The sequence below is a fragment of the Paenibacillus sp. DRB1-1 genome, from assembly GCF_052119485.1.
Taxonomy (GTDB): domain Bacteria; phylum Bacillota; class Bacilli; order Paenibacillales; family Paenibacillaceae; genus Paenibacillus; species Paenibacillus polymyxa_B.
Map to the genome: position 1 here is coordinate 2,075,816 of NZ_JBODQH010000001.1, position 21,685 is coordinate 2,097,500.

The 21,685-nt window shown below is 48.1% G+C and carries 16 protein-coding genes, 2 rRNA genes and 1 riboswitch (1 of these 19 only partly in view); of the genes, 4 read left to right on the top strand and 14 right to left on the bottom strand.

Annotated features, from left to right (window positions below; translation table 11 throughout):
- Positions 1 to 192 precede the first annotated feature (192 nt).
- Positions 193 to 1,782, bottom strand: coding sequence for a DUF6359 domain-containing protein (locus ACQW03_RS09160; RefSeq protein WP_071639260.1), 1,590 nt, complete (start codon positions 1,780 to 1,782; stop codon positions 193 to 195).
- 214 nt (positions 1,783 to 1,996) lie between these two features.
- Positions 1,997 to 2,112, top strand: a riboswitch (glycine riboswitch).
- Positions 2,113 to 2,324: 212 nt separating this feature from the next.
- Here ACQW03_RS09160 and sdaAB point away from each other — a divergent pair.
- Both sdaAB and sdaAA read left to right on the top strand, forming a co-directional pair.
- Positions 2,325 to 3,014 carry an L-serine ammonia-lyase, iron-sulfur-dependent subunit beta gene (gene sdaAB / locus ACQW03_RS09165; protein ID WP_013308430.1) on the top strand — a complete coding sequence of 230 codons (690 nt, stop codon included), beginning with the start codon at positions 2,325 to 2,327 and terminating at the stop codon, positions 3,012 to 3,014.
- Entirely contained in the window at positions 3,004 to 3,903 is a 900-nt protein-coding gene (gene sdaAA, locus ACQW03_RS09170; protein ID WP_441949406.1) for an L-serine ammonia-lyase, iron-sulfur-dependent, subunit alpha, read from the top strand. The genes sdaAB and sdaAA overlap by 11 nt, the downstream gene beginning before the upstream one ends.
- 72 nt (positions 3,904 to 3,975) lie before the next feature.
- On the opposite strand, the gene ACQW03_RS09175 is transcribed toward sdaAA, so the two are convergent.
- From ACQW03_RS09175 to ACQW03_RS09200, 6 genes are all read right to left on the bottom strand, one after another.
- A complete protein-coding gene (locus ACQW03_RS09175; protein ID WP_071639256.1) occupies positions 3,976 to 6,312 on the bottom strand; it encodes an Ig-like domain-containing protein in 2,337 nt (778 codons plus the stop codon).
- 215 nt (positions 6,313 to 6,527) lie between these two features.
- Positions 6,528 to 7,688 carry a serine hydrolase domain-containing protein gene (locus tag ACQW03_RS09180; RefSeq protein WP_441949409.1) on the bottom strand — a complete coding sequence of 387 codons (1,161 nt, stop codon included), beginning with the start codon at positions 7,686 to 7,688 and terminating at the stop codon, positions 6,528 to 6,530.
- Positions 7,689 to 7,852: 164 nt separating this feature from the next.
- Positions 7,853 to 8,314, bottom strand: coding sequence for a pyridoxamine 5'-phosphate oxidase family protein (locus tag ACQW03_RS09185; RefSeq protein ID WP_071639253.1), 462 nt, complete (start codon positions 8,312 to 8,314; stop codon positions 7,853 to 7,855).
- Positions 8,315 to 8,373: 59 nt separating this feature from the next.
- A complete protein-coding gene (locus tag ACQW03_RS09190) occupies positions 8,374 to 8,610 on the bottom strand; it encodes a non-oxidative hydroxyarylic acid decarboxylases subunit D (protein WP_071639251.1) in 237 nt (78 codons plus the stop codon).
- Positions 8,611 to 8,650: 40 nt separating this feature from the next.
- Entirely contained in the window at positions 8,651 to 10,069 is a 1,419-nt protein-coding gene (locus tag ACQW03_RS09195; RefSeq protein WP_441952354.1) for a non-oxidative hydroxyarylic acid decarboxylases subunit C, read from the bottom strand.
- 28 nt (positions 10,070 to 10,097) lie between these two features.
- The gene (locus tag ACQW03_RS09200; RefSeq protein ID WP_025723836.1) at positions 10,098 to 10,688 is read right to left on the bottom strand and encodes a flavin prenyltransferase UbiX; all 591 of its coding nucleotides are present in this window, start codon (positions 10,686 to 10,688) and stop codon (positions 10,098 to 10,100) included.
- Between the two features lie 160 nt (positions 10,689 to 10,848).
- On the opposite strand from ACQW03_RS09200, the gene ACQW03_RS09205 reads away from it, so the two are divergent.
- Entirely contained in the window at positions 10,849 to 11,754 is a 906-nt protein-coding gene (locus ACQW03_RS09205) for a LysR family transcriptional regulator (protein ID WP_441949412.1), read from the top strand.
- A 72-nt stretch (positions 11,755 to 11,826) separates the two neighbouring features.
- Here ACQW03_RS09205 and ACQW03_RS09210 read toward each other — a convergent pair whose 3' ends face one another.
- The 5 genes from ACQW03_RS09210 to ACQW03_RS09230 all read right to left on the bottom strand — a co-directional run bounded on the left by ACQW03_RS09210 (position 11,827) and on the right by ACQW03_RS09230 (position 18,108).
- Positions 11,827 to 13,011 carry a response regulator gene (locus tag ACQW03_RS09210; protein ID WP_071639245.1) on the bottom strand — a complete coding sequence of 395 codons (1,185 nt, stop codon included), beginning with the start codon at positions 13,009 to 13,011 and terminating at the stop codon, positions 11,827 to 11,829.
- Positions 12,992 to 14,788: a sensor histidine kinase gene (locus tag ACQW03_RS09215; RefSeq protein WP_076294530.1), complete on the bottom strand. Its 1,797-nt coding sequence runs from the start codon at positions 14,786 to 14,788 to the stop codon at positions 12,992 to 12,994. Before ACQW03_RS09215 ends, ACQW03_RS09210 begins: the two co-directional genes overlap by 20 nt.
- Positions 14,789 to 14,818: 30 nt before the next feature.
- Positions 14,819 to 15,652, bottom strand: coding sequence for a carbohydrate ABC transporter permease (locus ACQW03_RS09220; RefSeq protein WP_441949415.1), 834 nt, complete (start codon positions 15,650 to 15,652; stop codon positions 14,819 to 14,821).
- 5 nt (positions 15,653 to 15,657) lie between these two features.
- Positions 15,658 to 16,548 carry a carbohydrate ABC transporter permease gene (locus tag ACQW03_RS09225; RefSeq protein ID WP_441949417.1) on the bottom strand — a complete coding sequence of 297 codons (891 nt, stop codon included), beginning with the start codon at positions 16,546 to 16,548 and terminating at the stop codon, positions 15,658 to 15,660.
- Between the two features lie 228 nt (positions 16,549 to 16,776).
- Complete coding sequence (locus tag ACQW03_RS09230; protein WP_076294532.1) at positions 16,777 to 18,108, bottom strand: extracellular solute-binding protein; 1,332 nt, start codon at positions 18,106 to 18,108, stop codon at positions 16,777 to 16,779.
- 294 nt (positions 18,109 to 18,402) lie between these two features.
- Here ACQW03_RS09230 and ACQW03_RS09235 point away from each other — a divergent pair, with 294 nt between their 5' ends.
- Positions 18,403 to 18,561, top strand: a complete 159-nt coding sequence (locus tag ACQW03_RS09235; RefSeq protein WP_179085965.1) for a hypothetical protein — start codon at positions 18,403 to 18,405, stop codon at positions 18,559 to 18,561.
- A gap of 175 nt (positions 18,562 to 18,736) precedes the next feature.
- Here the strand turns inward: ACQW03_RS09235 and rrf are convergent.
- Positions 18,737 to 18,853: ribosomal RNA gene (gene rrf / locus ACQW03_RS09240) — 5S ribosomal RNA — on the bottom strand.
- Between the two features lie 152 nt (positions 18,854 to 19,005).
- Positions 19,006 to 21,685, bottom strand: a 23S ribosomal RNA gene (locus ACQW03_RS09245) (it continues 250 nt past the right edge of the window).

The following is a 21,685-nucleotide window of genomic DNA, read 5'->3' on the forward strand; positions in this document are numbered from 1 at the left end:
ATATCAATTAAGATTATGCTATCAACATCATTTAAAAAATCAATGATCCAGCAGTAGCGCGGCCTTTCTGGCACAAAATGTAATGAAATAACCAACCACAGGTTAATTTTCATTACAAAAAAAGTCGTTTGATCCCTCCGCAGGGATCAAACGACTAACTAATACCAGCTCACATTGAGCTTCTGGCGATAATTATGAAGCCGCTCCATAGGAGCCAGACTTGAACGTTCTAGGATCGTACCATTTGTAACCTGCTGCCGGAGCAGACCAAGGCTCAGGCTGCGGTTCCGTGGAAGCCGCAGGCTCCTCGAATGGCAGAAGCTTCGTTGGTTGATCCAGAGTCAAACCTTCCACATCGGACAATTTCGTGTAGTCCTGCTTCCATGCAAGCCATTGGACCGTTTGCACCAGGAAGGTGGAATCATCCACTTCTTTAAAACCATCATATGTCTTCTTCGACTGTCCGTTTTCCTCACGCACATATTTCGGTGTAGCATCTTCTACAGGGGAAGAATCACCGATGAACGCTGCCTTGCCTTGACCTACCTTGGAGATAGCGGCATAAGGTCCTTCCGCACGGCCCCCGCCGTTATAAACTCCCTGGTCTACCGCATTCCCCCATTTTTTCGTGCCTGAAGGGATATAAGCAATGCCTTTAGCCTTGGTAGGATCAATAATAGCCAGCGTAGATCCTGCATGCATTGCAATCGAGCGCACACCCTTGGTAATGCCGAAAGATTGATCTGCGGCTACAATGTCGGTAGCATTCACGTCACCGAGCGCATTGTAACGGAAACGAACGCCAAAGTTGGTCGCCAGCCAATCGGAGCTTGTTAATCCTTGCATCGCCGGTGATGCAGCTTCTTCTGCAGTCATGCCTTTGGCCGGATTAGTATAGGCTCCACGACGGTAGCCATTCATAACCTCGGAGGAATCCCAACGGTTTTTGTTACGGTCCGCATTATAATGATCGGAGATGAAGAAAACGCTCCCCCCGTTATTCACGTATTGCAGCAGGGCAGCCTGCTCGGATGCCTTAAAGGCAACATTCGCTTCACCAATAATGAACACATCATATTGGCGCAGCTTGTCATATGTTATGGCCTGCTCTCCATAAGTAAAAGGAATGGGACGGTTCAATTGGTCTACCGTAAAGCCTACATTACGCAGTCCATTGGCAAAGTCGGAGAAGGCGCCTTCAATGACCCAATCTGCTGCACCAGCGGTCTGGGCGTGCGTATTATCGAACAGCACCTTTTTGCCTTTTCCATCCGGCAGTGTAGTACCGGGTTGACCCGGGTTGCCAGGTTCACCTGGTTCACCCGGCTCGCTTCCGTTCACCAGTTCAACAGCGCTTGGGCTTTTCACTCCACCAAAATTATTGTAGGCGCCGAGTGTACCCGTCACACGAATTTTGCTGCCGATCAGCTCAGGATGGCCTGATAGCCCATATTGTCCTCTATACGCTGATGTCAGCTGTACATCCAATAGGTTAGACGTGTTACGTTCATTCGCCTGGTCGGCAATCAGTACGTTAAAATCATTCGCAAACGGGGAAGAAAAATTAGCCGTTTTCGATCCGGTAGCATGTCCGACGATGTAACCTTCCACCGTCACCGTACCTTCACTGCCTTGGCGCTGAAGTGCTTCGGCTACTGTCAATGCTCCCTCTGCCTTGACCTGACCGAATGGAACGAAGATCCCGATCAGCAGTGATACGATCGCTGCTAGATGCAGCATCCCTTTTAAGCGTGAACCTGTGAATCGCAAGCCTTTTACCATACGTCAATATCCCTCCTATGATTTCCATAAATATACTTGTCCTTTATCAGATTAGCCGCCAATCTTCTAATTCCTTCCTGGTTTCATCCATAATTATGTAAATTTTAATCTTTTTTATTGGGAACGCACCTGTTTATGTAAAAATTAAACCTGTGATTGACACCGAGCACGCCATACATTACGCTAAGAAAGACATGTAGAACGGTATACGCGAATGAAGATGACGGGAGAGTCTGTCCAGGGAGCCTACACTCTGGCGGCACCGAAGGAGCAAGGCGTCAGCACCCGGCTGACGGATAATCTCTCAGGTCCATGTATCGTCATCTGACGCAACTCTGGAGAGAGCGCAAGCCACCCAAGGGGTAAAGGCGGTAAGAACACCGCACGAAACTCTCAGGTAACGAGGACAGAGATAAGGGAAACTTCCTTATCCTGTCCTTTTTTGTGCTCACATTGTGCGTCAGCATTAGGAACCGTCATAACCGCGCAAAGACGCGGAAATACCATATAGTATGGTATTAGAACATACAGGGGGCCACACCATGCGTTTCAAAGATGTATTTTCCATTATCGGTCCGGCCATGACCGGACCTTCCAGCTCACACACCGCAGGCGCGGTACGGCTCGCACGCGTTGCACGGCACTGGCTCGGGACGCAGCCTGACCGTGCCCGTATGACACTGTACGGCTCCTTTGCCGATACGTATAAAGGACACGGTACAGACCTAGCGCTCATCGCAGGGCTGCTTAATTACGATACGGACGATCACCGGATTCCAGATGCCGAGCAATGGGCAGAGCAAGCCGGGATGGCCGTGGAATTCGCCGTCAGCGGACTCCCCGCGCCTCATCCGAACACTGTCCGTTTCGAGCTGTGGAAGGGCGAGGATCAGCGCACACTGTTGGGCTCCTCCATCGGCGGCGGCAGCATCCATGTCCAGCAGCTTAACGAATTCCGGGTCAATCTGACCGGGGAGCTGCCTACGCTGGTGCTTCTCCACTCGGATAAGCCCGGTACATTGGGCGCGATAACTTCAGCGCTGGGCGCGGCCCACATTAACATTGCCTATATGCACGTAGATCGCAAAGGCCGGGATGGTGAAGCACTCACCGCCATTGAAACGGACAGTTCTGCTCCAGCTGAACTGATTGCGGAACTGCGTTCTTTACCTCATATGTATGAAATTAAGATGATTAATTTGAAAAAAGGAGCTGAATCCGATGCGGTTTAGCCATCTGCATGAAATCAGCGCTTTATGCGCTGAAGAATCCACCACAATTGGCCGCTTGATGATTCAAGAGCAGGTACAAGAGACGAATACAACGGAGGAAGAAATCTTTCGCCAAATGTCTGATTATTATGAAGTCATGAAGAAAGCCGTTCATCGCGGTCAGACACAAGACACCGTATCCCGCAGTGGATTGACGGGCGGTGACGGCAAGCGCCTAGCCGAGTATCTGCGGGCAGGAGAAACCTGCTCCGGTGATGCCTCCGCGCTCGCCATGGCTTATGCCCTCTCCGTGTCGGAGGTTAATGCATCCATGGGTCGCATTGTCGCCACGCCTACCGCAGGCTCATGCGGGGTTATCCCTGGTGTGTTCATCAGTGCGCAGGAGCGGTTCGGCTGGGATGATGAGCATATGGTGAACGGTCTGTTCGCCGCTGGAGCCATTGGCTACGTGATCGCCAACAACTCCTTCATTTCTGGCGCGGAGGGAGGCTGTCAGGCTGAGATTGGCTCAGCTATCGGGATGGCCGCTGGCGCTATGGTCGAGCTGCGCGGTGGTACGCCTGAACAGGCTGTTCACGCCGTAGGTCTCGCTCTTAAGAACACGCTCGGCCTGATTTGCGACCCCGTCGCCGGACTCGTGGAGATTCCGTGCATCGTGCGCAATGGGCTGGGAGCCGTGACTGCGCTTGCCGCAGCGGACATGGCTTTGGCGGGTGTGCGCAGCGCTATTCCGTCTGACGAAGTCATCGACGTGATGCTTGAAGTCGGCAGTGCGATGCCGTCGAAGCACCGCGAGACCGCCAAAGGCGGCTTGGCCCAGACGCCGACTGGCAAGCGTTTGACCGAATCACTTACACGCAACACACCGACCAAGAAGGATAAGTCATAATTTATAAGCGGTAGCCTCCTTAAAATAAAAGAGCAAGCATATCGTCCTTGGACGTATGCTTGCTCTTTTGTTTTACTGAACGGTTACCTGTACCTTCGTCATTTTACCTGCATATTTCACAGTAATTACAGCTTTGCCCTTGCCCTGTGCCTTAATGTTACCGTCTTTGACAGTCGCAACAACAATTCTGGACGAGGACCAGACTGCCGGTTTGGAAACATCCTTCTCCGACTCATCCTTATACGTGGCTGTAGCCGTAACCTTAGCCAGCTGTCCTGCCTTCAAATTCAAAGCAACTTCGTCTGTTTGCAGGTATTTAAGCGTATCAACATCCACGGGTACGCTGATTACCTTCCCGCCAAACTTCGCCTGAATGTTAGCTTTACCGTAGCTAACCGCAGTAACCTGACCCTTTTTAACAGTGGCTACCTTGTAATTAGACGTTTTCCATTCCGCTTGGGCCGTAACGTCCTTTTCTTTACCATCACTCGATTTAACCACAATCGCGATGGTTTTTTGATCTCCAGATTTAAGTGACAACGCGATTGCATCCGCTTCAATCTTTTGCGCTACGTCCACTTCTACCGTAAACGTAATGTTTTGCTTACCATATGAAGCAGTGACGGTTGCCTTACCGCTACCATTCGCTTTGATCAAGCCTTCGCTAACCTCGACCACTTTTACATTGCTAGTTGTCCAGGTGGCGTCCTTGGTTACATCTGTTTTTGTACCGCCACTCTTAACTCCTGTTACTTTCAGCTGCTTCGTTTCCTGAGCACCAAGCGCAATTACACGCGAGTCAGTTTCCAGACGGTCTACAAGGCCTACTTGTACGTTAATCGTCAGTTTTTTGCCATTATAGGTCGCTGTAATAACCGCTTTACCAGCGGATTTACCCGTAATCGTTCCTTTGGACACAGAAGCAATATCTTCCGCGCTTGAAGCCCATTCTGCATCCTGTGTTACATCTTCCTTACGCCCATCCGCATAAGTAGCCGTCAAAGTTGCAGTATAGTCCTCATCAATATCAATCGTTGCCGTTTTGGAGGACAGAGACAGATCACCGGGTACATTTACGGATACCGTAGCTGTAACTGTTTTGCCACCATAAGAAGCGGTGATCGTAGCCTCACCTGTTTTATAACCCGTGACTTCTCCCGCACTGACAAAAGCGATATCTTCATTGCTGGACTTCCACTCTGCCTTACTTGTGATATCTTCTTCCGTACCTGTTACATACGTTGCGGTCAGCTTGAGCTTTTTGGATTCCTTGGCATTCAGGCTCAGCTTGTCCTCACTCAAATCCAGATATCTGGAGGTTTCGACATCTGTCTTGATCGAAACGGTCTTATCTCCATACTTAGCGGTCACCGTAGCCGAACCCGCTCCAATAGCCATAATCGTTCCCTTATTTACAGTCGCAATTTTTTCATCGCTTGATGCCCAAGTAGCTTTATCTGTGATATCCGTTACCGTCCCATCCGGATAAACGGCAGAAACTTGTATTTTTTTAGATTCATCCAGACGGAGAAAAATATTGGATTCGCTGGCTTTCAGCTTATTCGTTTGATCAACATCCACCGAAATCGTAGCGGACATCGTGCCATATTTACCTGTAATTGTCGCCTTTCCCGCGCTATAGCCGGTAATGGTGCCTTTCAGTACATCCGCCACAGCTGCATTGCTGGAGCTCCACTCAGCGGACTCTGTCACGTCCTGTACCGATCCATCCGGGAATGTCGCTGAAAGTTTAACCTTCTCAGTATCCTTCAGCAAAAGAGAAACCTCTGATGAACTGACATCGAGACGTTTAACCTGCTCCACCTGCACAGCAATGGTTACGGTCTGTTGACCATATACGCCCTTAATATTGGCTGTACCTGCTCCCTGAGCGGTAACCAATCCGTTAACTACTGTTGCTACCTTTTGATTATCCGAGGTCCAAGTAGCGTCACCCGAAACCTGAGCTGTTGTATTATCACTGTATGTCGCTGTCAAATCAACCTGTCCTGTACCGCTTGAACGCAAGTTCAGGCTTTGTACACTGGATGTCAGTGCCTTAACCTTTTTCGTTACATGTACCTGAACCGATTGCACCTTCTCTTTATAGGTCGCAACCACGGTGGCTTCCCCTTCAGCCTTAGCCGAAACTGTACCATTATACACGGTAGCAATAGCTGTATTATCACTTTTCCAATCCGTGCTTACGGTTACATTCGAGGTTGTCCCATCGCTAAAAACAGCAGTAGCCGTCAACGCAGCCGTATCTCCCTGCTGCAAAGTTACCTCGTTAGAGGAAAGGACTATCTTGGAAAGCACCGCATCCGCAGCAGATGCAAACCCTGCATATGATGTAAAACTTGAAATCAGGATGACCAACGCCAGAAAACCGGACCATCTATTCTTCAAAATCTAATTCCCTCCCATTTCAAAACTTAAATTAAGGATTTCGCAAAATCCTTACACCTACGTTTTATGTCGTCATATGGAAAAGAATAGTTTAGGCTTCGAAGGAAATTTGGTCCTTATTAACTAGATCGTTTTTGATAAAGATTAGACATTACAATTTGTGTAGCTTCAGAGCCATAGTAAAGGGTTTTCTCAACAGATCCACAATCTCGCATTTACAAACAGCTATAAGCTGCTGCACGAACTCTCAAATGATGGTATTCTTCCATACTAGGAGACAACTGATGCATATAAACGACGGAGAATTGTTCGCTTGGATCTATAGAAACCCAAGTGCCCGCTGCTCCCGTCCAGCCAAATTCTCCAATAGAACTATTTGCATGCCCAGCCGCTTTATCAATTAACGTGCGCACGCCCAGTCCGTAACCATAACCTGTATGATAAGAATTAGTAAAATCTAATAATTGATCTGCATTCAGATGATTGGTGCGCATTAAATCAATGGTTTTTCTCCCTAATAGCCTCACGCCATCTACCATACCTCCATTCGACAGCATTTGTGAAAATGTAAGGTACTCCTTAACTGTCGAATACAGACCTGCGCCCCCACTTTCATATATAGCATCTGGCTGATGATATTCATCCAAGAAACCCTCTATTTTCTCTAGTTCTCCGGCGTCTGTCCGTTGGTAAAAGGAGGCCATTCGCGATTCAATATCTCCACGATATCGGTAACCTGTATTGTTCATTCCAAGCGGATCAAATATTTCATCCTTTAGGAATTGCCCTAATGATTTACCTGAAATCACTTCAATAAGACCTGCAACCAGGTCATGTCCATATCCGTATAACCAGCGTGTTCCCGGCTCAAAAGAAAGCGGAATCTCAGAAAGCGCTTTAATTTCTGTGCGCAGTTCATATTTCCCCTGCTTTTCCTTTAACGTTGTAAGGACCCTTTGCATTGCCCGTCCTGTCTCTGAAGGCTCGGAAGCGTAAGGAAGACCCACACTCATATTGAATATATGCTTAATTAAAATGGGTTTCTCCGCCTTATCCACGTAGGTGTATCCGTTAGGAGCGGTTTTGAATACATGCGCATTACGATATTCGGGAAAATATTCATACAAAGGCTCATTCAACAAAAATTGCCCACGTTCGTACAGCATAAGTGCAGCCGCACAGACAACAACCTTTGTCATGGAAAACAATCGATACACTGTATCCTCAGTGATTGGCTTTCGGGCTTCCAGATCAGCATATCCATGATATCCTTCATACAACACTTTACCATTCTGGGCAATGGCACAACCGCAACCTGCCGGCCCATTTGCTACGAATTGTTTCAATAGTTGGTCTACCTTGTCAAAACGAGACATATTCATCCCTCCTATTTTTCCTTCAAAAGAAATAAACTTCCCCTCGCACTCTAATTTCCTGTTCCAACAAGCTCAGCACGATCCCTTGTAAGCGCTTATTCCCCGCATTTATTTTAACGGTAAACTTGGTAAATACATAGATTATTTGTCATAATCAGATGGCTTTACATTAACAATTCAGCCACCGTTTCCTTCCAGCGATGGATCACCGATTCCGGTTCCTTGAGACGGACCGTGACACCTGTCAAGATATCCGCATATTGGGCCGAATCTTCTCTGGCTGCAAAAACATGAGCCGCAAATCGCTCACGTACATGCTTGGCTCCGGGCAAAGCAGGCAGATGTTCCAGCGACAACCGCACATAATGCGCCTTCCCCTTGGTAAACACCGCAAGCGTCGCCTTCCCGGTACGAATCATGTTGCCCGTCGTGGTCGTGCCTGGCCATAGTGCCAGACGCAAATTCCCCTCGTCCAGCGCTACAACTTCACCCACACTAATCATCGCTATGTGCGGCCACTGATCTTCCGTGACCGTCAGCAGCATCATTGCTTCATGCTGCTTGTCCTCCAATACCTTACCGTCTAGTAGCGTGAACAGTTCCTTACCGATCCTTGGTGTCTGCATGAGTTATAATCCCCTTTACACTTGGCCTATAACTTCAAAGTACCATAATTTACGGCTACTTACGAACGACCCTGTATCCGCTCTGGAATAGGAGGAACATGAGCAGCATTCGGAATATCTTGGGGGTTCACCTTGAACGCCGATTTATACTTTGCTGGATCAGTAATGCTATCCGGTTCTGAGGTGCGCCATGTGAACATGCATACAGGACACAATAAGACCTCCCAGGCGCCTTTAACTGGCGAGCGGGTAACAACCTCCGAACGATTAGATTCACAACGGGGACAAATATGCATCTGTCAGCACTCCTTTAATCTTTCTTTATTTTTAAAATAGTTAGCGAAGCATCTGGCTCAATTGTTTCTCCCATTCCGCTACACCCAGCGGGGAATCAAGCGGCTGCGAGTAGTGGCCTCTAATATCCGGTGCCACAGGTGTCGTCGCATCCAATATCATTTTGTGCGTCATACCTGCCGGATCAGAACCGGGGTCAAGCGGTAAAATAGACAAGCCTGGGACTATGACAGTATCATGCTTCGGATGCAGTTTGGTGGATAAAGCCCACATGACCTGCGGCAGATTGAACGGATCGACCTCCTCATCCACCACAATCACCAGCTTGCAATACCCCAATCCATGCGGAGTCGTTAACGCACGCATTCCCACAGCCTTTGCAAAGCCGCCATACCGGGTTTTCGTGGAAATAATAGCGACCAGCCCATGCGTATACATAGCATTAACGGCTACGATTTCATTAGGAAAAGCATCCTTAAGTTGCTGAAACAACGGTACACTTGTATTCACACCGATCATATAATCCGTTTCCGTCCAAGGCATCCCGATGTACAGATGCTCAAAGATAGGCTGTTTGCGGTGATATACACGATTAATCTGAATGACTGGCATCGCGCGACCGCCGGAATAGTGACCTGTGAATTCACCGAATGGACCTTCATACTCACGTTCACCTGCTAACACTTCGCCTTCCAAAATGACCTCAGCTCCCCAAGGCAGATCCAAATCTGCATCCTTCGCTTTGACCACACGGTAAGGCTCACCCTGAATGGCGCCCGCCATCTCATATTCGGATTGATCGTACAGCAGCGGCGTAGAAGCAGCCGTTGTTATAACAGGCTCACATCCGAGGGCAATAGCGACCTTCAGATTTTCGCCACGCTCCTCAGCCTGACGGATATGGATCGCAATATCATGCTGTGGTACAGGCTGGATGCCCAAACGGTTCTTGCCTTTTACCTGCATCCGGTACAAACCGACATTTTGCTTACCGTAGGTGTCCGGGTCATCCAGATCGCGTGAAACTAGAATTGCTTTATCCAGGTAAAATCCTCCGTCCCCCTGATTCAAACGAAATAACGGCAAAATATCAAACAAATTAATATCCTCTGTAATCTCGACTTCATGGAAAGGAGCGGTTTCTTCCCGCTTCACGGGCACCGGAAATTGTTCATAGCGTCTGGCAAATTCAAAAAACTGCTCCTTGAGCGGCGTGTTTTTTGGCATTCCCATCATGAGGGCATGATTGGGCCAGGAGCCCATCACATTCATTGCAATACGAGCATCCGTATATCCATAGATGTTGTTGAAAAAGAGAGCAGGCGTCTTATCTCCAAGATTGTTTAATGCTCTGTTAGCTGCTGCGAGGTCCGGCTCCGGCTTTACCTCATCGCTGATCGTGAGTAATTGTCCCTCCTTTTCCAAGGTGTGTAGAAAATCGCGAAAGTCTTTATAAGCCATCATTCATTCTCCTTCGTCTTTCGATTTCTCAATTCTGGTGCAGTCTGGAGTCAGTCTGCTTCATTCCATCCCAACGTTTGGCTGCGGTTGTGACAATACCGAACTGATCCAATGCGCGAAAAACAATATGATCCACTAATTCCTCGATACTTGCAGGATGATTATAAAAGGCAGGCATCGGCGGCAGGATCATCACGCCCATACGTGACAGCTCCAGCATATTTTCCAGATGGATACTGCTTAATGGTGTTTCTCTGGTCATGAGCAGCAGCTTCTTTCGCTCCTTCAGCATCACATCCGCTGATCGGGTAAGCAGGTTGTCCGCCATACCTATACGAATAGAGGCAAGGGTCTTCATGCTGCAAGGAGCGACGACCATGCCGTCTACTCGAAAGGAGCCGCTGGAAATACGCGCAGCCTGATCCTTATACGAGTAGACTGCATCCGCCATTGCCTCCACTTCCTTCACCGTATAGCCTGTCTCATAGGGAATGTTCGCAATAGCCCACGGGGATAGCACCAGATGGCTTTGGACTCCAGCCTCTCGTAATTGTTGCAATATACGTATACCGAAGATCGATCCTGTCGCTCCCGATATTCCTACAATGATTTTCTTCATATGTCCCCTCCTTCCACCCCATCGTTTTATGTTCACCCATGCATTACTGTCAAAAATTATACGCCTGTTCCTTGCACACGAAAAATATATATAATATATGTAATACATACTTTAAAAGTATCCAAATTGAAGCGTTGTTTAGAAATAAGGAGGAATCCCAATGGACATGAAGCATCTGCATTACTTTTGCGTCATCGTGGAGGAAGGGCAAATCACCAAGGCCGCCAGAACGCTCAACATGGCCCAGCCTCCGCTGAGTCAACAACTCAAAAATATGGAGGACGAGCTTGGCGTAAAGCTGATTTACCGTGAAGGAAAGAAGTGGGAGGTTACCGAGGCAGGATATACACTGTATACACGCGCCAAGCGATTATTGGCTGAAATGGAGGACACCTGTAGAGAAATTGGGGAGTTTGAAAACAAAGTAACCGGCACACTTTCCATAGGCACGTCATCCGCCTGTATGTCTCTGATTAGTGAACAACTCAGTCGCTTTCATCAGGATTTTCCAGAGGTATACGTTAAAATAGGACACGGAGACACACATCATCTGGAAGAACTGCTGCACCAAAATAAAGTTGATCTGGCCCTGCTGCTGCTTCCGGTAGATGATAAATCGTACCATACGATTGAACTGGAGGGCGTTTCTTTTGTTGCGGTTCTTCCGTGTGAATGGGCAGATCGCCATCCCAGTGGGGAAATTACATTACAGGAAGCTGCCAGCTATGACCTCTTGTTGGGACGCCGAACAGAAGGACACGGACTATACGAAACCGTCATCCGCAAATTTCAGGAACACCATCTTATTCCGCACGTCGTACTGGACTGTCCTGAAATTTCGACCATTCTCTCGCTCGTTTCCACAGGCATGGGAATTACCATTATTCCAGACGCTGGCTTGGGACAAGAATACGGGGACAGATTTCGCATACTCTCCATTAAGGAGCCATTCCCCTTCACACAGCCTGCCGTCGTATGGCGCAAGGATCGTTATTTATCCAATGCAGCTCGCAAATTTGTTGAACTGCTACAAGCTGGAGACACGAAAAAGACTGCTCCCGAGTAGATGCTCTACCGCTCTACTCCTGAAACAGTCTGATGCTTGAAGAACTTCCTTCATTCGGTCGTTGATACCGCCTTATTTGACTCCCTGATGTCGATACTCGGTTGGAGTCATTCCACATTTGCGCCGGAATACCTGTGTAAAATGCCGCATATCCTGATAACCGATCCGCTCTGAAATATCAGCCAGCCGCAGATGAGGATCACTGAGCAGCCGTTTCGCCTCCTCCATACGCAAGCAAATGACGTAATCCTTGTAGCCTTGTCCTGTCTTTTGCTTAAATAACTGGCTGAAATACACCGGATTCAAAAATACGATTGAAGCCACCTTCTCCAGCGACAGCTCCTCTGTAAAGTGAGCCCGAATATATTGCAATGCCACATCTACCGTATGCATGCCTTTGCGGAGACATTCTCCTGTATCCGCTGCTGCGGCTGCAATCTCCTCTGGCGTACGTCTTAGTCGCGCCACCTCTTCAGGTATGGAGGCAAAATTGTGATGAACACCCGAACGTGTAATTTGTAGGGGCACCTTCACATAACGCTTCAAATGGGATTCGAGCAACGTCTCTAGCCGTGCGGCCTCTGCCTCATCTCTTAGCCTTGCAATGCCCAGCAGACTATGGCGGTCTAGACTGACGACAAAGCCGCTGCCTCCTGCCTCAATGAGCTCGGACAGTACATTTTCAATCATAAAATGCTCCAGATGCGTCTGCTTGTGATCAGGTTCCATGCGAACCATGAAGAGATGGAATTCCGGATAATTTTCGACAAAAGGCTGTATATCCAGTTTTCCCGTATCCAGTCCAAGGGCATAGCGTTGGAAAACGGCTTCACGCAAATAAACCATATTGGATTTGAGAAGCCTACCCTCGTTCGCCTGCTGCGAGGCCACAAGCGCTTCGGCTGCCAGCATTTCAATGCATTCCAGCAGCTTTTTTTTACCAATCGGCTTTAACAGGTAGTCTTTGGCACCCAGCTTTACTGCTCTTTGTGCATATTGGAAGTCGGAATGGGCCGAGATGACAACCCACTGCAGATGAGGATGCTTTCGTTTAGAAATACGCATGAATTCCAGACCATCCATACCGGGCATCAGGATATCAGTTAATACAATATCTACAGGATGCTCCGCCAGAATGCCTGCTGCCTCCTCGGTGGAAGCAGCGAGATGAATGCCGCAGGTTGGTAGAGCTTGGCCAATGGTACGCCGAATCCCCTGCCGAATCATACTTTCATCGTCAGCTATCAGAATATTCATGTTTCTCCTCCTTCTGTGGCAGAGGCACACTTACAGTGGCTGTTGTTCCGGCCCCAGGTGCGCTAGAGATCCGTAGGCCGTACTCTTCTCCGAACATGTGCCATAGCCGTAAATTTAGGTTTTGCAGGCCGATGCCTCCCGCCTGCCCGCTGCCCGCCTGTTTGCCGGGTTCTGCCAAAGCGACCTGGACCACCTCCCATCGTTCGTACTCCATCCCTGCACCGTTGTCGATGATGTGCAGGCTCAATACACCGTCATATTCCTCCGCTCTGACGAGCAGCTTGCCACCTGTATCCGCATGAAGAGGCTCCAGTCCGTGCTTCACTGCATTTTCAATCAAGGGCTGTAAGGTCATTTTCGGCAAGCGGATATCCATCCATCGTTCATCAATGCTAATGTCTACAGATACCCTACCCTCCAGCCGAGCTTGAATAATCGTGAGATAGTGGCCAACCTGCTCCACTTCTTCACGAAGGCTTACATCGGCCCCCTCTTCCCAATGGCTGCTGTAACGGAACATATGGGATAAGGAGAGGACTACCTCTCCGAGCTGATCTTGTCCCTTTTCATCCAGCATCCAATAGATCATATCGAGCGTATTATACAGAAAATGTGGATTGACCTGCGTCTGTAGCGCGTGCAGCTCCGCATTTTTTTCGCTGACCGATGATATACGCACCAGCTCGATTAGCTCTGCAATTCGTCTTACCATATGGTTGAAAGAGGTAGCTAGCTGATTGATTTCTTCATAGGATTCGATGTTTACCGTATGACGGAAATTCCCTGTCTCTACTCGCTTCATTTCCCGAATGACTCGCTTGAGTGGAAGGGAAATGCCCCTGGAGACGATGGACGCAATTAACGCCGACACAATAATAAGTATAGGTGCCACGATAAATAAGTACCTTTGATTTTGCACCAACTCCACGTTCAGATCCTCACTAGGTGTCACACTAATCACAGACCAGTCGGCAAACGGCAACTTGGAAGCGATTACAACTTTTTCATTACTTCGATTTACAATAACATCCTCCTCCGGTACCTGCTGCTCTAGATTTTGCAAATCCGGTGGCGGATCAGAGGAAGTAGCCGACACAATTCGATTTTCATGACCTAACAAATATACCTGACTATTGGTGCCCAGCCGCAAATTGTGGAGAGCGGACAAAACAGATCGCGGCTCAGCCTCAAACAGGACAATACCAATCGGCTTGTGCTCATCCAGATCATAGAGCTGCCTTCCGAATGCAAACACAGGTCTGGTTTCCACCTGATCAATGACAGAGTGAGGATACACGCCCAGCCATGCAATTTTGCCCGCCGACTTTCGAATTTCCTTATACCATTCCGTATGTTCGTAATGAGTATCAATGACATTCATATAATTTCCATAGTTATATACCTTGCCTGTGTCTGTGATGACATGGATGCCAATCAGATCCTCACGCGAATAATAGATAGCCCCCAGAATATTTGTAATCGTACGTTCGTTAATGTAATTGACAGCAGGTAAGTCACTGCTATCCGTCGTCAACAGACGAACCAAATCCATATTGTTGCTGATCGATTTGGAGAGACTGTTATAGCTGCCGAGTAACAATTCGAACAGGCCTGCCGTCTGGGATACATTTTTACGCGCCAGCTCGCTGACCTTATCATGGAACTGCACCGTAGTACGGTTGTAAAATAATAAACTGACCGCCAGCACAATGCCGGACATGCTCAATAGGAACAGAACAAACAAGCGGTATTGAATGGATTGAAAACGGCGCATCATACCTCCGTGCGCTCCTTTCGCATCGGCCGCCTATCCTTTAACCGCTCCCGCAACCATGCCCTTGGTGATATTTTCGGACAGAACAAAATAAATAATAATGACCGGTAAGGCACCCATGACTAGAAAAGCACCAATATTACCGTAGTTCACAGAATACTGGCTGACGAACGTATATACGCCGAAAGGGAGAGTTTTGAGCTTCTCGGACGAGATAAAGGTGGCAGCCATAATGTATTCATTCCAGATGTTAATGAAAGTTAAAATACATACCGTCATGATAGGCGGAATCGAGATGGGTAAGATTACACTGCGGAAAATACGATAAATGCTCGCTCCGTCAATGTAAGCGGATTCTTCAATTTCGTGGGGAATGGACCGCATAAAGCCGGATAGGATGAAGACCGCAATCGGTGTCTGAAAAGCAATGTAGGGTAAAATCAGTGAGAAATACGTATTCAGAATATGGACGTTTTTAAACATCACCATCAGCGGCAGCAGTGTAGCTTGCATCGGGATCATCATCCCGATCAGAAACAAAGTCAGCACAACAACCCCAAAGCGCCAACGAAAACGTGTAATCGCATAAGCAGTCATTGAGCTTAATAAAATGACGAAAATCATCGTAATCCCGGTCACCAGCACACTGTTTCCTAAATAACGCAAGTAGCTCCCTGATTCATAGGCTTCCTGATAGTTGTGCCACTGAGGCACTTGAGGGAGTGCAAAGAAGCTTGAGCTCAATATCTCTTCATTCGTCTTCAACGAATAGGTCAGCAGCCAAAAGAGTGGATACAGCTGCATGACAATTAAGATTGCCAATAAGGTAAAGACTCCCGTTTTTTTCAAGGCATTCAACAGTTCCATCTCCTTTAGCTTACCTTATTTTCGATTCGTTTGAAAACAAAATTTATCACAATTGTAAATGACAAGCAAATCACTACGAGAATTGAAGCCAATGCGCTGCCATATCCGTATTTCATCGATAAAAAGGACATATTGTACATATACGTAGATACTGTATCCGTTGCATGAGCTGGTCCTCCACCCGTCATCACCCAGATCAAATCAAACGATTGCAGGGAGCCGATAAATGCTAATACAATTGATATCTTAAAAATAGGTACGATGAGCGGTAGCGTAATATAGCGGTCTGCTTTGAATCCTTCAGCTCCATCAATTTTGGCTGCTTCGTACAGCTCATTCGGTATATTTTGCACCCCGGTAAACTGGATAAGCAAATGATAGCCAAAATACTGCCACAACGATACAAAATAGAGGGCGTACATCGCTATCTGCGGTTCCGTCAGCCATGAGCGTGTCCAGCTTTCCAGCCCAATCGCCAGCAAAATACCGTTCAGCATTCCACCCATCGAGGCTGGATTATAGATCGTCTTCCACAGCTGCCCGATAATGACTACCGACAGAATAACCGGCAGAAAATACATCGTAACCAGCGTATTGGCCTTACGCACATAGCGATTAAGCAAGACCGCCAGCAACAGACAGAACGGAATTTCCAACATGGAAAACACAGCAAACATCATAGTCCGTTTCACGGACGGCCAGAACACTGAATCTGTTGTAAAAATCCGCTCAAAATTAGCCAGCCCCACGAACTTTGCCTCGGCGATGCCGTTCCAATCCAGCAATCCACAATACACCGACACCAAAATCGGAACAAATACCATACAGGTATACAACAACAGGCAGGGTAGCACGAAAACGGCAATGGTACGTGCTGGCACCTTCAGTACATTCATGCTCTAATCTCCTTTGTGTTGATTCTGAACATCTTCTGAGGATGCACAACCTACATAATTTCCAATCAGGGAAGGAGCATGCTGCTCCCTCCCTAGTGTCAGCTACTTCAGGATTTTGCAAAATTCAATTCCAGTCGCTCCAAAGTGCAATATCTAGACGAACTAGACCATTTCGATCTATATATTGTTCATTGGAAGTCGCTTATTGGATTTTTGCAAAATCCTCACTTATTTATTCGCTTCAAAAGTGTTCTGATGTTCCTTGGCAACTTGTGCAGAGTCTTCTTTTTGCACGAACAGGTTTTGAATGCTACTCAGATGCGCCTGCGCAATAGCCGGATTCATCGTATTATCAAAAGCGAGATCGCCCCCTTTTACATTCTTAAACAGTTCATTAAGACTAATCGCTAACTCGGAGTAGCCCGCTTCCTTCAGATCACCTTTCATTTTCTGACCACTGCCAATCGCATTTTTCAGATCAAACTGGATTTTGGGCATCTCCGATATAAAATAGTGCAGAAAATCCTTCGTCTCCTGTAAATGTTCACTGTTCGCAGAAACCGCAAATGCGCTGCCCGGCGCAATTACATACTCATTCACATCACCCTTGCCATTTACCGTAGGGAATTGAAACGCTCCTACCTTACCCGCTACCGAAGAAGCATCAATAGACCCCGTTTCCCATGTACCCATGATATACATCGCGGCTTTTCCTGTTTTGAAAATATTACCGCCTGCATTGTAGTCAATAGATGTAGCTCCATCCGGGAAAGCTCCTGCCTGCACCAATTCCTGAAATGCATCCACCGCTTCCACAAAAGCTGGGTCGTTAAACGTCTTTTTACCGTCCAGTACATCATTGAGAAAATTAGGCCCTTCATTCGTACGCAACAAAATATTCATAAAAAGGAGGGAACCCGTCCATGAATCCTTTTCCCCAATAGCAATCGGAGTAATTCCCTTCGCCTTCAACGTCTTGACCGTCGTAATCAGCTCGTCAAAGGTGGTTGGCAACTTCTGAATTCCCGCCTGCTTGAACAGTTCTTTATTGTAAAACACCACTTCTATATTGTTACCGTCCGGAAAAGCATAGAGCTTATCGTCGAAGCTATAGTAATTAAGAAGTCCATTCTGAAACGTATCTTTTAACCCCTCTTTATCAGCCACATCGTTTAATGGAGCCAGCAGCCCGGCATCTACGAATGGCTTCATCTGTGCAGCTGGGTTTACAATCGTGATATCAGGTACTTCCTTCGCCGCTGCCTGTGTTTTCAGCTTGAGCTTTTGTTGATCTGTATTTAGCGAATCCAATTCAATTTTGACATGAGGATGATCCTGCTCGTATTGACCTACAATTTGCTTAATCATTTTGTACGAAGGGGTGCTCGGATCAGGATTAATGTTCTGAAAGGTAATCGTAACATCTTTCGTTGTGGTGCCTCTGCTCTGCTCTCCTGAATTTCCCGGACTTGCGCTTTGTCCGTTATTACAAGCTGCCAGCGTCAATGCCAAGGCGCTCGCCATCACAATGGCAAACGCTTTCATTTTTGTTCTGCTCATGGTCTTTTTCCTCCTCTTGTTGAAGCATTGCGCAATTTGCCCTCCTTATTGGTGGACACTCAATGCCCGCTTGTTCTTTTCATTATGTTCCATAGAAAAGACGTGAACAATGCGTGAACTTAAGGAGAAGGGTTTGTTTTTTCAAGCCCTCATTTGCGTGCTTCAAAATTCATTCATATCATAACTTGCAATTTATCTAGAACACAGGCATAATATGAATAAGATCATTTCTTGATAATGATTATCATTATTAAATGATAAATACACATAGACTTTAAAGGAGGCAGGACCGCAGTGAAAGAAGCTTTTAGTAAAACCTCCCTGCATATTGATGATTATTTGGATCTTCTCAATCTTGCCGTACAAGTCGGAGATACAAAGTGGCAAAAAGAAATTACCCGTAAACTTCAAACCTTGAGTGTCCTTCAGACAGAACAGGTTGAAATAGATTAACTTCCCCAGTTAATACTGTCCTCAGTTAAAAATGCTGACTAGGCACCACTATAGGACAACCAGGATACCGTAAAACTTTTGACCGAATCCACGATAATGATCTTTCATGTGAATGATAAATGAATCGGTTATAAGAAAAAGAGCACAGCCCGTTAAGGCTGTGCTCTTTTATCGTGCTTGGCGACGTCCTACTCTCCCAGGACCCTGCGGTCCAAGTACCATCGGCGCTGGAGGGCTTAACGGTCGTGTTCGGGATGGGTACGTGTGGAACCCCTCCGCTATCGCCACCAAACATGAATTTACATCGTAAATTCTACCGTACGGTTATTCGATTCATCACTTATCGTGTGAATGAATAGCCATGCGCTTGTTGTATGTCACTTGTACATACTTTCAAGGTTACACCCTGAAAACTGGATCCGAAACTCATTTGCGTTTTATTCTTAGGATAAGCCCTCGACCGATTAGTATTGGTCAGCTCCATGCATTACTGCACTTCCACCCCCAACCTATCTACCTCGTCGTCTTCAAGGGGTCTTACTAATTGGGAAATCTCATCTTGAGGGGGGCTTCACGCTTAGATGCTTTCAGCGCTTATCCCTTCCGTACATAGCTACCCAGCGGTGCTCCTGGCGGAACAACTGGTACACCAGCGGTACGTCCATCCCGGTCCTCTCGTACTAAGGACAGCTCCTCTCAAATTTCCTACGCCCACGACAGATAGGGACCGAACTGTCTCACGACGTTCTGAACCCAGCTCGCGTACCGCTTTAATGGGCGAACAGCCCAACCCTTGGGACCTACTTCAGCCCCAGGATGCGATGAGCCGACATCGAGGTGCCAAACCTCCCCGTCGATGTGGACTCTTGGGGGAGATAAGCCTGTTATCCCCAGGGTAGCTTTTATCCGTTGAGCGATGGCCCTTCCATGCGGTACCACCGGATCACTAAGCCCGACTTTCGTCCCTGCTCGACTTGTAGGTCTCGCAGTCAAGCTCCCTTCTGCCTTTGCACTCTTCGAATGATTTCCAACCATTCTGAGGGAACCTTGGGGCGCCTCCGTTACTCTTTAGGAGGCGACCGCCCCAGTCAAACTGCCCACCTGACACTGTCCTCGCACCGGATTACGGTACCAAGTTAGAACCTAGATACGATCAGGGTGGTATCCCAAGGATGCCTCCTCTCAAGCTGGCGCTCAAGATTCAACGGCTCCCACCTATCCTGTACAGATCGTACCCAAATTCAATATCAAGCTGCAGTAAAGCTCCATGGGGTCTTTCCGTCTTGTCGCGGGTAACCTGCATCTTCACAGGTATTAAAATTTCACCGGATCTCTCGTTGAGACAGCGCCCAAGTCGTTACGCCATTCGTGCGGGTCAGAATTTACCTGACAAGGAATTTCGCTACCTTAGGACCGTTATAGTTACGGCCGCCGTTTACTGGGGCTTCGGTTCATAGCTTCGCCCCGAAGGGCTTACCACTCCCCTTAACCTTCCAGCACCGGGCAGGCGTCAGCCCGTATACTTCGCCTTGCGGCTTCGCACAGACCTGTGTTTTTGCTAAACAGTCGCTTGGGCCTTTTCACTGCGGCCCCCTCGGGCTATTCACCCTACCGAGGCACCCCTTCTCCCGAAGTTACGGGGTCATTTTGCCGAGTTCCTTAACGAGAGTTCTTCCGCGCGCCTTAGAATTCTCTTCTCGCCTACCTGTGTCGGTTTGCGGTACGGGCACCTTCTCCTGGCTAGAGGCTTTTCTTGGCAGTCTGAGATCATGACCTTCGCTACTACAATTTTCGCTCCCCATCACAGCCCAGCCTTAACGATGTGCGGATTTGCCTACACACCAGCCTCACTGCTTAGACGGACATCCATCAGTCCGCGTCACTACCCTACTGCGTCACCCCATCGCTCATAACGGATTACGGTGGTACAGGAATTTCGACCTGTTGTCCTTCGACTACGCCTATCGGCCTCGCCTTAGGTCCCGACTTACCCTGAGCGGACGAACCTTCCTCAGGAACCCTTAGGCTTTCGGCGGATCTGATTCTCACAGATCTTTTCGTTACTCATACCGGCATTCTCACTTGAATGCAGTCCAGCGCTCCTTACGGTACACCTTCAACCCGCATTCAACGCTCCCCTACCCCTGATGCATAAGCATCAAGCCATAGCTTCGGTGGTGTGTTTAGCCCCGTTACATTTTCGGCGCAGAGTCACTCGACCAGTGAGCTATTACGCACTCTTTCAATGGTGGCTGCTTCTAAGCCAACATCCTGGTTGTCTGTGCAACTCCACATCCTTTCCCACTTAACACACACTTGGGGACCTTAGCTGATGGTCTGGGCTGTTTCCCTTTCGACAATGGATCTTAGCACTCACTGTCTGACTCCCGGAACTAAATCTATGGCATTCGGAGTTTGACTGAGCTTGGTAACCCTTGCGGGCCCCGCACCCAATCAGTGCTCTACCTCCACGATTCTTCTTTCCGAGGCTAGCCCTAAAGCTATTTCGGGGAGAACCAGCTATCTCCGGGTTCGATTGGAATTTCTCCGCTACCCCCACCTCATCCCCGCATTTTTCAACATGCGTGGGTTCGGGCCTCCAGTGCGTGTTACCGCACCTTCACCCTGGACAGGGGTAGATCACCCGGTTTCGGGTCTACGTCCACGTACTCATTCGCCCTATTCAGACTCGCTTTCGCTGCGGCTTCAGCTCTTCACCTTAACCTTGCACGGGAACGTAACTCGCCGGTTCATTCTACAAAAGGCACGCCATCACCCATAGATTGGGCTCTGACTTCTTGTAAGCACACGGTTTCAGGATCTATTTCACTCCCCTTCCGGGGTGCTTTTCACCTTTCCCTCACGGTACTGCTTCACTATCGGTCGCCAGGGAGTATTTAGCCTTGGCAGATGGTCCTGCCGGATTCATACGGGGTTTCACGTGCCCCGCACTACTCGGGATCCGTCTCGGAGAGAACAAGTTTTGAATTACAGGGCTTTTACCTTCTCTGGCGGGCCTTTCCAGACCTCTTCATCTAACCGGTTCCTTTGTAACTCCATGTGAGACGTCCCACAACCCCAAGGAGCAAGCTCCTTGGTTTGGGCTAATCCGCGTTCGCTCGCC